The organism is Brevundimonas sp. UBA7507 (assembly GCF_002478355.1).
GTDB lineage: Bacteria > Pseudomonadota > Alphaproteobacteria > Caulobacterales > Caulobacteraceae > Brevundimonas > Brevundimonas diminuta_D.
Window position 1 is genome coordinate 81,032 of sequence record NZ_DLNP01000017.1, and the last position, 12,647, is coordinate 93,678.

Below are 12,647 nucleotides of genomic sequence, written 5' to 3' on the forward strand. Positions count from 1 at the left end.
GCAGGCTCCGAAGAAACGTCAGGCGACGATCATCGGCCAAAGCGTCAGCACCAAGGCGGCCGTCGACGCGCAGACTGCGACGGTGACGGCGGCGACCACCCAGGGCCGCGTTCCGGCCTTGTCGATCACCAACGTCTGAGACGCCGGCGGGTTCTGCACCAGACGCGACAGGGCCTTGAGGGCGGCCATCGCCTCCTCGACGGTTTCCTTAATCTGGGCCTGCGGTCCCAGTTCGCGCTTGATCCAGCGCTCGACCACCGGCTTGGCGGCCTCCCACAGGTCGTGATCGGGGTTCAGGCGGCGCGCCACCCCCTCGACCGAGACCATGGTCTTCTGCAGCAGCACCAGTTCAGGGCGCATATGCATGTCGAACAGGGCGGTGATCTCGAACAGCTGGCCCAGCAGGCGGCCCATCGACACCTGGCTGGCCTGGCGGCCGATGACCGGCTCGCCGACCGCGCGCAGGGCCTGGGCGAAGGTGTCGACCGAATGGTGCGGCGGCACGTATCCCGCCTCGAAATGGACGCGGCTGATGCGGTCGTAGTCGCGGCTGATGAAGCCCCACAGGATCTCGGCCAGGTAGCGTCGCTCGGCCGGGCCCAGCCGCCCGACGATGCCGAAGTCGATGGCCGTCAGCTGCGCAGGGGCGTCGGCGAACAGATTGCCCTCGTGCAGATCGGCGTGGAAGACGCCGTGGTCCAGCGCCTGAACCAGGAAGGCGCGCACCACCTTGTCGGCCAGGGCGTCCTTGTCGAGACCGGGCAGGTCGACCAGGGCCGGGTCGGTCATCGGCAGGCCGGGCGCCCATTCCAGCGTCAGCACCCGCTTGCCCACCCCGTCCCAGACGACGGCGGGGGCGGACATATAGCCGTCCTTGGCCATGACCTCGGCCAGTTCGGAGGCGGCCGCCGCCTCCAGCCGCATGTCCAGTTCAAGTTGCAGCGACTGGGCGATGATCTCGACGAAGGCGCGCGGCTCCAGCCGACGCGCCGGCTCGACGAAGCGGTCGACCAGCTTTGCCCCCAGGCGCATGGCGTCCAGCCCCTGGGCCACGCGGCGCTCGACGCCGGGGCGCAGCACCTTGACCGCCACCTTGCGCCCGTCCGCCAGCCGGGCCGGATGCGCCTGAGCCAGAGAGGCGGCGCCCATCGGTTCGGTCAGATCGATGAACAGGCTCTCGGCCGGGCGGCCCAGCGAGCGTTCGATCTCGCGCTTGGCCTCTTCCAGCGGGAAGGGCGGCAGCTTGTCCTTCAGACGCCCCAGATCCTGGGCGAACTGCAGGCCGAAGATGTCGGCGCGGGTCGCCAGCACCTGGCCCAGCTTGATGGCGACCGGGCCGAGATGCTCGAAGGCCTGGCCGACGCGCTGACCGGGTCGCCCCGCGCGGTGCCTGCGGCTGGCGAACATCTGGACCAGGCGGGCGAACGGACGCCCCCAGGCGGGCAGCAGGGGGTTGGCCTCGCGCGGGATCAGGGCGTCGTGGCGCGCCAGCACCCAGCCCCAGCGGATCATGCGCAGGGCCGCGCCGACCGGATGGCGGACCGGCTGGGCCTGCGGCGTCGGCGGCGGGGCGTTGAAGGTCAGCCGGCTCAGATCGCCCACCCGTGGTGGATGGCGGCGATCCCGCCCGACAGATTGGTGACGCTGACGCGGCTGAAGCCCGCCTCCTCGATCATCCGCTTGAAGGTCTGCTGATCGGGGAAGCGGCGGATGCTCTCGACCAGATACTGGTAGCTGTCGCGGTCCTTGGCGACCAGTTGGCCGATGCGCGGAATGGCGTGGAAGGACCAGGCGTCATAGGCCTTCCTCAACGCGCCGGTCGTGGGCCGCGAGAACTCCAGGCAGATGAAGCGGCCGCCCGGCTTCAGCGCGCGGCGCGCCTCGCGCAGGGCCTGCGAAATGTCGGCCACGTTGCGGATGCCGAAGCTGATCGAATAGGCGTCCAGGCAGGCGTCCGGCAGCGGCAGGTGCATGGCGTCGCCGACGCCCCAGGCCATCTCCGGCTCGCCGCCCTTGGCCACGCCGTTCAGGATCATCTCGGCGTTGTAGTCCATGACGATGACGGTGGCGTCCTCGCCGCCGCGCCGGTCCTGGGCCGCGCGGGCCATCCTGGAATAGCGGCGGGCCATGTCGCCGGTGCCCCCGGCCATGTCCAGCACCACCTCGCCCGGCCGGACGTTCAGCTTGGCCGCCGTCGCATCCTTCCAGATGCGGTGGACGCCCGCGCTCATCAGGTCGTTCATCAGGTCGTAGTTGGAGGCGACGGAATCGAACACGCCGCGCACCATCTGCACCTTTTCCTTGGCGTCCACGTCGCGGAAGCCGAAGGAGGAGGTCTTGCCGGAAGCGTCGGAGGAGGGATCGGCCTGGGTCATGGATGGGGGTGTAACGCCTCCCGTCGCCGCCGTCATCCGGGGAAGCGTCGCATCTGACGCAGGCTGGCGGCTTGTCGCGCCTCGGGGCGCGCGATACGCCTGACGAAAGCATAAGGAGACGCCCATGACCGCCGCCCTCGACGTGACCGAAGTTCTGGCGGGCCTGCCCGACTGGCGCCGCGCCGACGATCCGCGCCCGGCCATCGCGCGTACCCTGCGCTTCGCCGATTTCAACGCCGCCTTCGGCTTCATGACCCGCGTCGCCCTGCTGGCCGACAAGGTCGACCATCATCCGGAGTGGTCCAACGTCTACAACCGCGTCGAGGTGCTGCTGACCACCCATGACGCGGACGGGGTGACGGAGCGCGACGTGGCGATGGCCCGCTTCATCGACGCGGCGGTCAAGGGCCTGGTCGAGTGACCGGCGGCCGCGTCGCGGGCAAGACGGCCCTGATCACCGGCGCCGCCGGGGGTCTGGGCCAGGCGATGGCGCGGATGCTGGTCCGCGAGGGCGCTACAGTGGCGCTCAGCGACCTGGACCTGAACGGCGCGCGGGCCCTGGCCGAGACGATCAACGCCGACCATCCCGGCATGGCCTTCGCCTATGAGCACGACGTCACGCGCGAGGACGACTGGGTCCGCGTCGTCGGCGCGGCGGTCGAGGACATGGACGGGCTCAGCATCCTGGTGAACAACGCCGGGATCGGCGGCCAGCTTTTGTGGGCCGAGCAGGACACGCTGGAGAACTGGCGCAAGGTCCAGGCGGTCAACCTGGAATCCGTCATGCTGGGCTGCAAGCACGCCATGGCGCCGCTCAGGGCCTCGGGCGCGGGGTCGATCGTCAACATCTCCTCGATCGCGGGACTGGCGGCGGCGCCGGGCATGGGCGCCTATAACGCCACCAAGGCGGCGGTCTGGCTCTACACCAAGACGGTGGCGCTGGAGGCGGCCAAGGCGGGGTGGAACGTGCGCGCCAACTCGGTGCACCCGGTCTTCATCAAGACGCCGATCCTCGACCCCTTCATCGCCATGGCGGGCGGAGACGAGGCGAACGCGCACGAGAAGCTGGCGCGCGGCATTCCGCTGAAGCGCATCGGCGAGCCGGACGACGTGGCCTATTGCGTGCTGTATCTGGCGTCGGACGAGTCCAAGTTCGTGACCGGCGCCGAGTTCAAGATCGACGGCGGCATGACGGCGCAGTAACGCGGCCTGCCCCCTTCCCCCTCGATGGGGGAAGGGTCGGGGATGGGGGTGCGCGCGCAACAGCGCCGAACAGGCACACGAGACACTGCGGCGCGTCTCATTCGCCACATCGGAAACGCCCCGCCCTCACCCCCACCCAACCCTCCCCCATCGAGGGGGAGGGCTTCAGGATAGAAAAGAAAAAGGGCGCTGCGGTCTCCCGCAGCGCCCTTCCGTCTTCAGGCCTGAGCCTCAGTTCCCGTAAGCAGGCGGCATGGCGCCTTCGCCGCCGGTGCGGTAGCGGTCGCGCAGCAGCAGGTTGCGGGCCTGCAACGGCTGCTCCACCCCGTCGATCAGCACGGCCGAGGGCTGGCTCAGCGGCTCCAGCGGATCGCCGGACCAGACCACGACATCGCCCGCCGCCCCGGCCTTCAGCTCGCCGAACTGGCCGTCGAAGCCGAAGATGCGGGCCGGATTGACCGTGATCGCCTGGATGGCCGCCGCGAACGGCAGGCCGTGCGACACGGCGTTGCCCGCGTTGTAGCGGATGTCGCGAGCGCGGTGGGCCGAACCCTCGTTGCCCTTGATGGCGATGACCACGCCCGCCGCGTTCAAGGCCGCCGCATTCTGCATCCGCGCCGCCCGCATCTCGAAGTTCGAGGGCAGGTTGGTGGTCGGGTGCAGGATGACCGGAACCTTGGCCGCCGCGATCTCATCGGCCACCAGCCAGCCCTCGGCGGCGCCGTCCAGGATGACCTTGACGCCTTCCTCGCGCGCCAGACGCAGCACCTGCTGGATGTCCGAGGCGCGGTTGACGGTGACGATCAGCGACATGGCCCCGTTCGCCACCGGGATCAGGGCCTCCATATCGGCGCGAGACAGCGACAGAGCGCGCATGTCGGCCCGCTCATAGGCCGCCTTGTTCCGGGCGTAGGCTCGCACCTCGGCCAGGGTCTCCTTGAACAGGACGAACTCGGCGCCGCGGGCGCCGCCCGCCACCGTCGCCCCGGCCTCGCCGAAGGGCGCGACCATGGCCACGCGCGGCTTCACCAGGATGTCGGCGCCGCCCAGCTTGATGACCGCCGCCTGGCCGGCGAACAGGCCCGGCGACTGGAAGCCGCCGTGACCCGCGCCGGCGAAATCGGAATCGTCATGGCTGTGCCCGCCGCCCGAGCCGCCGTGCTGCGGCGTGACGACGGCGCGGGTGACGCCGCCCAGACGGGCCACCGGCAGGGTGAAGGACCAAGGGTCCAGGCCATAGGACAGGTCGAAGGCCGCGGTCAGGGTGTTGGCGCGATTGGCCAGGTCGTTGGTCCCGCGCACCGAGCCGACCTCGGTCCCGGCCAGGCCGGAATCCACGGCGACGAAGCCCGGCGTGACGATCTTGCCGCGCGCGTCGATGACCCGCAGACCGGCCGGCGCGCCGCCGGTTCCGACCGAAACGACCTTGCCGTTACGGATGACCACCGTGCCGTTCTCGATCACCGAGGTTCCGGTCAGCACCCGGCCGCCGGTGATGGCGACGTCCTGCGCCAGGGCGGGGCCGGTCAGGGCGAGGGCCGCAACAGCGCCCGCGAGGAGAGTTTTGATACGCATGGTTCAGCGAGCTCCCTGGGCGACGCCGGCGGCGGACTGGCCGAAGCCGGGCTGGCCCAGTTCGAAATCGGACACGGGCTGGAAGGCGGGGTTCTGGCGATCGAAGGCCAGGCCGCCGTCGATGAAGACCTGGTCGGCGCGGGCGTAGATCGAGAAGGGATCGGCGCTCCAGATCACCACGTCGGCGCGCTTGCCGCTCTCCAGAGAGCCGGTTTCCTTGTCGATGCCGATGGACCTGGCCGCATTCAGCGTGATCCAGCTGATGGCGTGCTCTTCGGAAATGTTCATCCCCGCGCGGCGGCCGGCCGACAGGGCGGCGGCGGCTTCCTGGTTCAGGCGCTGGATCAGTTCGGCGTCGTCCGAGTGGATGACGGCGCACGAGCCCTCGGGCGCGTCGGTCAGGGCGGCGTTCTCCTCGATGCCGTCCAGGGCCTCCATCTTGAATCCCCACCAGCCGGTCCACATGGCGGCGCAGACGCCTTCACGGGCCAGCAGCGGCGCGATCTTGTAGGCCTCGACCGCGTGGTGGAAGGTGGTGATCTTGTAGCCGAACTCCTTGGCCACATCGAGCATGACCGCCATTTCGTCGGCGCGGTAGCAGTGGTTCTGAATCAGGATCGAGCCGTCCAGAACGCCCGCCAGGGTCTCGAGCTGCAGGTTGCGGGTCGGGGGCGTGCCCTGACCGTCCTCGCGCCACTTGTCCCACTTGGCCTTGTAGTCGCGCGCGGCGATGAAGCCGGCGCGATAGCCCGCGACATTGCCCATGCCGGTGGCCGGCGACTGGTTGCGCGAACCGTAGACCCGCGACGGGTTCTCGCCGCAGGCCATCTTCAGGCCGTAGGGGGCGTTCGGGAACTTCATCCCCTGCATCGTCACCGAGGGGACGTTGCGCAGGGTCACGCCTCGGCCGCCGAACAGATTGGCCGAGCCGGGCAGGATCTGCATCGTCGTCACCCCGCCCGCGCGGGCGGTGTTGAAGCCGGGATCCTGCGGCCAGATCGAGTGTTCGGACCAGACCTGGGCGGTGTTGGGGTTGGTGGCTTCGTTGCCGTCGCTCATGCCCATGACGCCCGGCGAGGGATAGACGCCCAGGTGGCTGTGGATGTCGATGATGCCCGGCGTGACGAAGCGGCCGCGCGCATCGACCACCTGATGGCCCGCCGGGACCGGGGTGTCCGCGCCGCCGACGGCGGCGATGCGGCCGTCCGTGACGACGACGACGCCGCCCTCGATCTTCTGACCCGCGCCGGTCAGCACCGTCGCGCCGACGATGGCCATGTTCTGGCGCGGCAGGCCGCGATAGGTCGAGGGATAGGGGTCAGTGTTGGCCCAGCCGTCCAGACCCGGCGCCATCGTGCGGTCCTTGGAGGACGACGCGGCGGAAGCCGTCTCGGTCTTGGGCGCGGCGTCGCCGGTCGTGGCGCAGGCCGACAGGCTGAGCGCGCCGAGCGCGCAGGTGAGAGCAGCGAGGCTTGGACCCCGCAGGCGACTGAACAACATGGGCGAGCCCCCTCGCGCCCGCGAACTGCGGGCAGACAATGGCGCGTATACAATCGCCAGTTTCCGTCAGGGTAAAGCTCTAAAAGCGCCGCTCGCGGCAAAGTCAGCCACGCGCTCAATCCGCAGGCAGGCGGGCGCGGACCTCCGCGTCGGTCAGGCCGTCGACCTCGATCATCTTCAGCCGCGACTGGCCGCCGCGCGCCAGCGCCACATCGCGCTTGGGCACGCCCAGGGCCTTGGCGAGGAAGGCGGTCAGGGCGGCGTTGGCCTCGCCCTCCACCGGCTGGGCGCGGACGCGGACCTTCAGCACCGGACGGCCGTCCAGGTCGACATCCCAGCCGTCGATGCGGTCGGCCGAGGCGCGCGGGGTCAACTTGATGGCGAGACGGGCGGTCATGGGAGGTGTTTGGCCCAAGGAGAGGAAAGGTCCAAATTTTCGTCATTCTCCGGCAAGCCGCGCAGCGGCGCAGACCGGGGAACCCAGCGGCGCCCGGAGGGCGAAACTCCACGCGCCACGCCTGCAGTAAAGATCGCCTTTGGCGCCGCTGGGTCCCCCGGTCTCCCCCCGCTTTCGCGAGGGTCGCCGGAGGATGACGAAAGATAAGGCGCGCCAAAAAGAAAACGCGCCGGACGGTTTCCCATCCGGCGCGCTTCCAACTCAGCGTGAGAACCGATCAGCCCAGGGCGGCCATCAGTTCCGGCACGGCGGTCTTGTAGTCGGCGACCCAGCCGTAGTCGGCGACCTGGAAGATCGGGGCGTCGGCGTCCTTGTTGATGGCGACGATCACCTTGGAGTCCTTCATCCCGGCCAGGTGCTGGATGGCGCCCGAGATGCCGATGGCGATGTAGAGAGCCGGCGCCACGACCTTGCCGGTCTGACCGACCTGATAGTCGTTGGGGGCGTAACCCGCATCGACCGCCGCGCGCGAGGCGCCGACGGCGGCGCCCAGCTTGTCGGCCAGGGGGTCCATGACGGCGTGGAACTCTTCGGCCGAGCCCAGGGCGCGGCCGCCCGAGACGACGATCTTGGCGGCGCCCAGTTCAGGACGGTCCGACTTGACCATTTCCTCGGAGACGAAGGCGGTCTTGGGCGCTTCGCCGGCGGCGACGCTCTCGACCGAGGCCGAACCGCCTTCAGCGGCGGCGGCGAAAGCCGTCGGGCGCACGGTGATGACCTTCTTGGCGTCGGCCGACTGGACCGTCTCCAGCGCGTTGCCGGCGTAGATCGGACGCACGAAGGTGTCGGCCGAGACGACCTCGACGATGTCCGAGATCGGCGCCGTGTCCAGCTTGGCGGCGATGCGCGGGGCGAAGTTCTTGCCGTCGGTGTTGGCCGGGGTCAGGATGGCGTCGTAGTTCCCGGCCAGCGGCAGGACGGTGGCCTCGACGGCCTCGGCAAGACCGTGGGCGACGGCGTCGCCTTCGGCCAGCAGCACCTTGCGCACGCCCGCGATCTTGGCGGCGGCGTCAGCCACGCCTTGCGCGCCCTTGCCTAGCACCAGAACGTCCACGTCCGACGACAGGGCCAGGGCGGCCGTCACGGTCTTGTGGGTGGTGTCGCGAACAACCGAGCCGTCGTGGTCGGCGATGACGAGAACGGCCATTACAGAACCCCTGCGTCTTTGAGCTTGGAAACCAGTTCGGCCGCATCGGCGACCTTGACGCCCGCCGAACGCTTCGGCGGCTCCGTCACCTTCAGCACCTTGAGGCGGTCAGCCGTATCGACGCCGTAGTCGGCGACCGCCTTGACGGCGATCTCCTTCTTCTTGGCCTTCATGATGTTGGGCAGCGACGCATAGCGCGGCGTGTTCAGGCGCAGGTCGACCGAGACCACGGCCGGCAGTTCGGCAGAGACTGTCTGCAGACCGCCGTCGACTTCACGGGTGACGACCGCCTTGCCGCCTTCGATGACCAGCTTGCCGGCGAAGGTGGCCTGCGGCCAGTCCAGCAGGGCGGCCAGCATCTGGCCCACGGCGTTGTTGTCGCCGTCGATCGACTGCTTGCCCAGCAGCACCAGGTCCGGCTTCTCTTCGTCCACCACGGCCTTCAGCACCTTGGCGACGGCCAGCGGCTCCAGGTCCGTGTCCGACTGCACCAGGACGCCGCGGTCGGCGCCCATGGCCAGGGCCGTGCGGATGGTTTCCTGCGCCTGGGTCACGCCGATGGAGACGACGACGATCTCGGTCGCCGTGCCCGCGGCATGGTGTTCCTTGCCTTCCTTCAGACGCACGGCCTCTTCGACGGCGATTTCGTCGAAGGGGTTCATGCTCATCTTGACGTTGGCCAGGTCGACGCCGGTCTGGTCCGCCTTCACGCGAGCCTTGACGTTGCTGTCGATCACCCGTTTCACCGGGACGAGTACCTTCATGAGCCTATCCACTTGGTCATCGAAATGTCGGTCGAGGGATTGGACCGACGAAACGAGCCTGTCAACGTAACGCTACGTGAACTGCGGTCGTGTCGCGGACGCATTTTTGATCTATTGAGACGGGCATGAAACGCTTCCTGACGATCCGGCGCCTCAGCTTCATCTTCTTCAGCCTGTTCGCGGTGACGCTGGCGGGGGTGTTCATCCTGCAGCGTTTCTGGGTCGATCCGGGCGAGCGCTGCGCGGCCAAGGGCTATTGGTACGATCTGGAGACGCGCATCTGCGCCCAGCCCATCTACATCCCCGACATCACCGGCCGTCCGGCGGGCACGACGCGCGCCGAGGCCTCGAACAAGGCCAATCAGGAGCTGCTGGTCCTCGAAGATCAGGTCAACGCCCAGAAGCGCGCCCGCGCCGCCGCCACCGAGGCCGAGCGCGAGCGGGTGAACGCCCTGCGGTCGCAGTAGGCCCGCGCCTCAGCGCGTCGCGCCGGGCCGCCACAGGACATCGCCCGCGCCATTGGCGTTGGCGCGGCGGGCGGCGACGAACAGCAGGTCCGACAGGCGGTTGAGGTAACGCACCGCCTCAGGGTTCACGACCTCGCCCGCTTCCATCAGACGCACGGCCTCGCGCTCGGCCCGGCGGCACACGGTGCGCGCCAGGTGCAGATGCGCCGACAACGGTGAGCCGCCCGACAGGATGAAGCTGTCCAGCGGCTTGAGGCTCTCATTCATCCAGTCGATCTCTGATTCCAGCCGCTCGACCTGGGAGGCGATGATGCGCAGGGCCTCCCACTGGGGCGCCGGCTCCATCGGCGTGGCCAGATCGGCGCCCAGGTCGAACAGCTCGTTCTGGATGCGGCCCAGCATGGCGTCGATGCGGTCGTTCTGGCCGCTGTTCAGGCGCGCCACGCCGATGACGGCGTTCAGTTCGTCCACCGCGCCATAGGCCTCGACCCGCGCATCGGTCTTGGACACCGGAGCGCCCGAGGCCAGCCGCGTCTGCCCGGCGTCGCCGGTGCGGGTGTAGATCTTGTTCAGCGTCACCATGACGCGCCCTCCCCTGTTCCTGTTGGCGCGCGCCTCAGCCCGCGTGCGTCCGCTTCAGCCACATGCCGACCATCAGCAGCAGCACCGCCACCGCCTGAAGGATGATCCGCAGCCGCATCAGCTTGTTCGAGCGGACGCTCGCGCCTTCCCCGCCCTTGTTCAGGTTGTAGAGGCCGAAGCCCAGGGTGACGACGACGCCGGCCACGGCGATCAGGATCAGAATGTCGATGAGGTCCATGACCGCTTCTTAGGCCCGCCCGCCATCCCGCGCCAGACATGTCGAAACGAGATCGCAATTGCGACCTATTCGCACACCCCTATTGCGTTGAGAATGCGAACGCTGTTGAGAGGCGTTCTCATTTTAAAGGCTCCCTCCCCGAATGTCCCCTTCCCGCACGTCCCGCCGTTCGTCCCTGCTGGCCGCCACCGCTCTGATGACTGTGGGCGCCGGCGCGCCCGCCCTGGCTGACGAGACCGCGGACATGATGGAGCAGACGCACAAGGTCGCCGACGTGGTCGTCACCGCCTCGGGCTTCGAGCAGAAGATCACCCAGGCGCCCGCCTCAATCAGCGTCCTGCCGCGCGAGGAGATCCAAGAGATCCGCGCCGCCTCGATCGCCGAGATCCTGAACAACATCGAGGGCGTCGACACGGGTTCGGGCGTCGGCAAGACCGGCGGCCAGACCATCAACATCCGCGGCATGGGCTCGGACTACACCCTGATCCTGATCGACGGCCGCCGCCAGAACACGGCCGGCAGCGTGACCCCGAACGGCTTCGGCGAAACGGCCAACAGCTTCCTGCCGCCGGTCTCGGCCATCGACCGCATTGAGGTGGTGCGCGGCCCGGTCGCCACCCTCTACGGCTCGGACGCGATGGGCGGGGTCGTCAACATCATCACCCGCAAGGTGGGCGACGCCTGGACCGGCTCCGCCTCGGCCAACTACACCCTGCAAGGCGACGACGAGTTCGGCGACTTCTGGGGGATCAACGGCTACGCTTCAGGTCCGCTGATCGCCGACCGCCTGGGCCTGGCCCTGCGCGGCTCCTGGTCCGAGCGCGAACAGTCGGACCTGAAATACCGCGACGTGAACGGAAACGAGGTCGACGTCACCGGCTTCGGCCGCAGCGCCACCGCCTATGAGATCTGGACCCTGGGCGCCCGCCTCAGCCTGACGCCGAACGCGGACCACGACCTGTGGCTGGACGTCGACGCGGCCGGCCAGTGGTACGACAACGCCAAGGGCCAGATGGGCACCAACACCGTCGCCGGCGGCTACAAGGACTTCCTGGAATTCAACCGCGAGCAGTACCTTCTGGCGCACAATTGGCGTCTGGATTTCGGCACGCTGGAATCCACCCTGTCGCACAACAAGACCGAGACGGTCGGCCGCATCATCCCCCGCGGCGTGCCCGGCGCCGGGGGCGACCGCACCCTGGAGACCACGACCACCCTGTTCGACACCAAGCTGAACAGCCAGTGGCGCAACCACACCTTCACCGTCGGCGGCCAGTACATGGACGCCGAAATGACCGACGGCGTGGCGGCCGGCGCCTTCACCTTCGAGCAAGGGGCCCTATTCGCCGAGGACGAATGGCGGCTGCGAGACGACCTGGCCCTGACCGTCGGCCTCCGCTACGACGACCACTCCAGCTTCGGCGACCACGTCAGCCCGCGCGCCTATCTGGTGTGGAACGCCAATGAGCAATGGACCCTGAAGGGCGGCGTCAGCGGCGGCTACAAGACCCCGCGCCTGGAACAGCTGACCCCCGGCATCAACGGCTTCGGCCGCCAGGGCGCCCTGCCGCTGATCGGCAGCCCCGGCCTGAAGCCGGAAACCAGCGTGGCCTATGAGTTCGGCGTCTATTTCGACAACGGCTCGACCTTCCGCGCCAACGCCACCGTCTTCCGCAACGACTTCGAGGACAAGATCGCCTCCGGCCAGCCGATCGCCAACTGCACCTTCGGCCTGACCCAGGCCCAATACGACGCCGGCGACTACTCCAAGACGGGTTGCGCCGACGTCGGCTTCTGGTCGGCGATCAAGGAGTTCGGCCAGAGCGTGAACATCGACGAGGCCACGACTCAGGGCCTGGAAGTCGTCGCCCGCTGGCGCTTCGCGGAGGCCTGGAGCCTGCACGGCAACTACACCTACACCGACAGCGAGCAGAAGACCGGCGCGCAGGCCGGCCGCCCCCTGACCGATACGCCCGAGCACATGATCAACGCCCAGCTGCGCTGGCAGGCCACCGACCGTCTGTCGACCTGGCTGCGCGGCGAATACCGCTCGGAGCGCTGGCGCGGGGAGGGCGCCGCCCGCGACGCCCTGGGCGACTTCAAGGCCTATGAGCTGTTCCACATCGGCGGCTCGTACGAAGTCAATGACCGCGTGACCCTCAATGCGGCCGTCTACAACCTGTTCGACAAGGACTTCGTCCGTCTGGCTCCCTATGGCGCGCCGGTCGCCTATTCGCCGGAATACGCCAACAATCAGGAGCCGCGTCGTCTTTGGGTGTCGGTGACGACGACCTTCTAACCCCTCTTCAGTTTCCTCCCCGACTGACCGGGCCGCCTCC

At 68.8% G+C, this 12,647-nt stretch carries 13 protein-coding genes; 4 read left to right on the plus strand and 9 right to left on the minus strand.

The annotated features are described in order from the left end of the window. Window positions 1-18 precede the first annotated feature (18 nt). Window positions 19-1,602, minus strand: a complete 1,584-nt coding sequence (gene ubiB, locus B3D50_RS12560; protein WP_286951615.1) for a 2-polyprenylphenol 6-hydroxylase — start codon at window positions 1,600-1,602, stop codon at window positions 19-21. Further along, a complete protein-coding gene (locus tag B3D50_RS12565; protein WP_286951617.1) occupies window positions 1,590-2,375 on the minus strand; it encodes a class I SAM-dependent methyltransferase in 786 nt (261 codons plus the stop codon). The genes ubiB and B3D50_RS12565 overlap by 13 nt, the downstream gene beginning before the upstream one ends. A gap of 124 nt (window positions 2,376-2,499) precedes the next feature. On the opposite strand from B3D50_RS12565, the gene B3D50_RS12570 reads away from it, so the two are divergent. Continuing rightward, window positions 2,500-2,796: a 4a-hydroxytetrahydrobiopterin dehydratase gene (locus B3D50_RS12570; RefSeq protein ID WP_040346303.1), complete on the plus strand. Its 297-nt coding sequence runs from the start codon at window positions 2,500-2,502 to the stop codon at window positions 2,794-2,796. Further along, window positions 2,793-3,578 (plus strand): SDR family oxidoreductase, encoded by a 786-nt coding sequence (locus tag B3D50_RS12575; RefSeq protein ID WP_286951618.1) that lies wholly within the window; start codon window positions 2,793-2,795, stop codon window positions 3,576-3,578. Before B3D50_RS12570 ends, B3D50_RS12575 begins: the two co-directional genes overlap by 4 nt. 231 nt (window positions 3,579-3,809) lie before the next feature. Here the strand turns inward: B3D50_RS12575 and B3D50_RS12580 are convergent, their stop codons facing one another. The 5 genes from B3D50_RS12580 to B3D50_RS12600 form a co-directional block, all read right to left on the minus strand. After that, window positions 3,810-5,153: an amidohydrolase family protein gene (locus B3D50_RS12580; RefSeq protein WP_286951620.1), complete on the minus strand. Its 1,344-nt coding sequence runs from the start codon at window positions 5,151-5,153 to the stop codon at window positions 3,810-3,812. Between the two features lie 3 nt (window positions 5,154-5,156). Beyond that, a complete protein-coding gene (locus tag B3D50_RS12585) occupies window positions 5,157-6,653 on the minus strand; it encodes an amidohydrolase (protein WP_286951621.1) in 1,497 nt (498 codons plus the stop codon). A 115-nt stretch (window positions 6,654-6,768) separates the two neighbouring features. Next, window positions 6,769-7,050: a DUF167 domain-containing protein gene (locus tag B3D50_RS12590; protein WP_286951622.1), complete on the minus strand. Its 282-nt coding sequence runs from the start codon at window positions 7,048-7,050 to the stop codon at window positions 6,769-6,771. A gap of 277 nt (window positions 7,051-7,327) precedes the next feature. Then, window positions 7,328-8,257 carry an electron transfer flavoprotein subunit alpha/FixB family protein gene (locus B3D50_RS12595; protein ID WP_003166275.1) on the minus strand — a complete coding sequence of 310 codons (930 nt, stop codon included), beginning with the start codon at window positions 8,255-8,257 and terminating at the stop codon, window positions 7,328-7,330. Further along, window positions 8,257-9,021, minus strand: a complete 765-nt coding sequence (locus B3D50_RS12600) for an electron transfer flavoprotein subunit beta/FixA family protein (protein ID WP_286951624.1) — start codon at window positions 9,019-9,021, stop codon at window positions 8,257-8,259. Before B3D50_RS12600 ends, B3D50_RS12595 begins: the two co-directional genes overlap by 1 nt. 125 nt (window positions 9,022-9,146) lie before the next feature. On the opposite strand from B3D50_RS12600, the gene B3D50_RS12605 reads away from it, so the two are divergent. After that, window positions 9,147-9,488, plus strand: coding sequence for a hypothetical protein (locus tag B3D50_RS12605; RefSeq protein ID WP_076222848.1), 342 nt, complete (start codon window positions 9,147-9,149; stop codon window positions 9,486-9,488). Window positions 9,489-9,497: 9 nt separating this feature from the next. Here the strand turns inward: B3D50_RS12605 and B3D50_RS12610 are convergent, their stop codons facing one another. Together B3D50_RS12610 and B3D50_RS12615 are read right to left on the minus strand one after the other, a co-directional pair. Beyond that, complete coding sequence (locus B3D50_RS12610; RefSeq protein ID WP_286951626.1) at window positions 9,498-10,070, minus strand: cob(I)yrinic acid a,c-diamide adenosyltransferase; 573 nt, start codon at window positions 10,068-10,070, stop codon at window positions 9,498-9,500. A 34-nt stretch (window positions 10,071-10,104) separates the two neighbouring features. Beyond that, entirely contained in the window at window positions 10,105-10,308 is a 204-nt protein-coding gene (locus tag B3D50_RS12615) for a twin transmembrane helix small protein (protein ID WP_076222851.1), read from the minus strand. A 142-nt stretch (window positions 10,309-10,450) separates the two neighbouring features. On the opposite strand from B3D50_RS12615, the gene B3D50_RS12620 reads away from it, so the two are divergent. Next, window positions 10,451-12,607 carry a TonB-dependent receptor domain-containing protein gene (locus B3D50_RS12620; protein ID WP_286951628.1) on the plus strand — a complete coding sequence of 719 codons (2,157 nt, stop codon included), beginning with the start codon at window positions 10,451-10,453 and terminating at the stop codon, window positions 12,605-12,607. Window positions 12,608-12,647 lie beyond the last annotated feature (40 nt).

Bases quoted from the DNA above. Each gene is read 5' to 3' on its own strand.
- B3D50_RS12565 (WP_286951617.1), bottom strand. From the start codon at position 2,375: ATGACCCAGGCCGATCCCTCCTCCGACGCTTCCGGCAAGACCTCCTCC.
- B3D50_RS12570 (WP_040346303.1), top strand. From the start codon at position 2,500: ATGACCGCCGCCCTCGACGTGACCGAAGTTCTGGCGGGCCTGCCCGAC.
- B3D50_RS12580 (WP_286951620.1), bottom strand. From the start codon at position 5,153: ATGCGTATCAAAACTCTCCTCGCGGGCGCTGTTGCGGCCCTCGCCCTG.
- B3D50_RS12585 (WP_286951621.1), bottom strand. From the start codon at position 6,653: ATGTTGTTCAGTCGCCTGCGGGGTCCAAGCCTCGCTGCTCTCACCTGC.
- B3D50_RS12590 (WP_286951622.1), bottom strand. From the start codon at position 7,050: ATGACCGCCCGTCTCGCCATCAAGTTGACCCCGCGCGCCTCGGCCGAC.
- B3D50_RS12595 (WP_003166275.1), bottom strand. From the start codon at position 8,257: ATGGCCGTTCTCGTCATCGCCGACCACGACGGCTCGGTTGTTCGCGAC.
- B3D50_RS12600 (WP_286951624.1), bottom strand. From the start codon at position 9,021: ATGAAGGTACTCGTCCCGGTGAAACGGGTGATCGACAGCAACGTCAAG.
- B3D50_RS12605 (WP_076222848.1), top strand. From the start codon at position 9,147: ATGAAACGCTTCCTGACGATCCGGCGCCTCAGCTTCATCTTCTTCAGC.
- B3D50_RS12610 (WP_286951626.1), bottom strand. From the start codon at position 10,070: ATGGTGACGCTGAACAAGATCTACACCCGCACCGGCGACGCCGGGCAG.
- B3D50_RS12615 (WP_076222851.1), bottom strand. From the start codon at position 10,308: ATGGACCTCATCGACATTCTGATCCTGATCGCCGTGGCCGGCGTCGTC.
- B3D50_RS12620 (WP_286951628.1), top strand. From the start codon at position 10,451: ATGTCCCCTTCCCGCACGTCCCGCCGTTCGTCCCTGCTGGCCGCCACC.